The organism is Kocuria rhizosphaerae (genome assembly GCF_044462265.1).
GTDB lineage: Bacteria > Actinomycetota > Actinomycetes > Actinomycetales > Micrococcaceae > Kocuria > Kocuria rhizosphaerae.
In genome coordinates, this window is sequence record NZ_JBISWL010000059.1 from 1 (window position 1) to 560 (window position 560).

The 560-nt window shown below is 74.6% G+C and carries 1 protein-coding gene; it reads right to left on the bottom strand.

Translation table 11 applies throughout. The features are described from left to right. Positions 1 to 13: 13 nt before the first annotated feature. Positions 14 to 442 carry an ankyrin repeat domain-containing protein gene (locus ACH9EU_RS06900; protein ID WP_396413205.1) on the bottom strand — a complete coding sequence of 143 codons (429 nt, stop codon included), beginning with the start codon at positions 440 to 442 and terminating at the stop codon, positions 14 to 16. Between the last annotated feature and the right edge of the window lie 118 nt (positions 443 to 560).

Consider the following 560-nt stretch of genomic DNA (forward strand, 5'->3'; position numbering starts at 1 on the left):
CAACCTCGCGGAGTCAGCTGCGGGCGCGCTCCTCCAGGACGGGCAGCAGCTCCGTGCGTTCGAAGACCCGGGCGAAGTCGGCGGCGGTGTGGGCACCGGCCGTCTGGGACGCGCCGGCCGCGAGCAGCGCCCGGACGATGCTCTCGCTGCCCCGGAAGACGGCGCTCATGAGGGCGGTCTGGCCGTTGTCGTTGACCCGGTCCGGGTCCGCGCCGGCGGCCAGCAGCGCGGCGACCGTCTCCTCGTGCTGGTGGTAGGCCGAGAGGATGAGCAGGGTGTCGCCCTTGCCGTTGGTGAGGTTCGCGGGGACGCCCGCGCGCACGGCTGTCAGCAGGTTCTCGGTGTCTCCGGAGCGCGCCATGTCGAACAGCGAGAGGACGTAGGCCATCTCGTCCTCGGTCAGCTGCGGGGCGGCGCGGTCGTCGGGCTGGTTCTGGGTCACGGGTGGTCCTTCGGTCAGGGCGTCCGGGCGGTCCGCTGCCGGACGGGGCTGGGAGCGGTCGGGGCGGCCGATGCCGCGGCGATGCCGTGCGCACGGGGCCGGCCGCGGATCGCGGCCG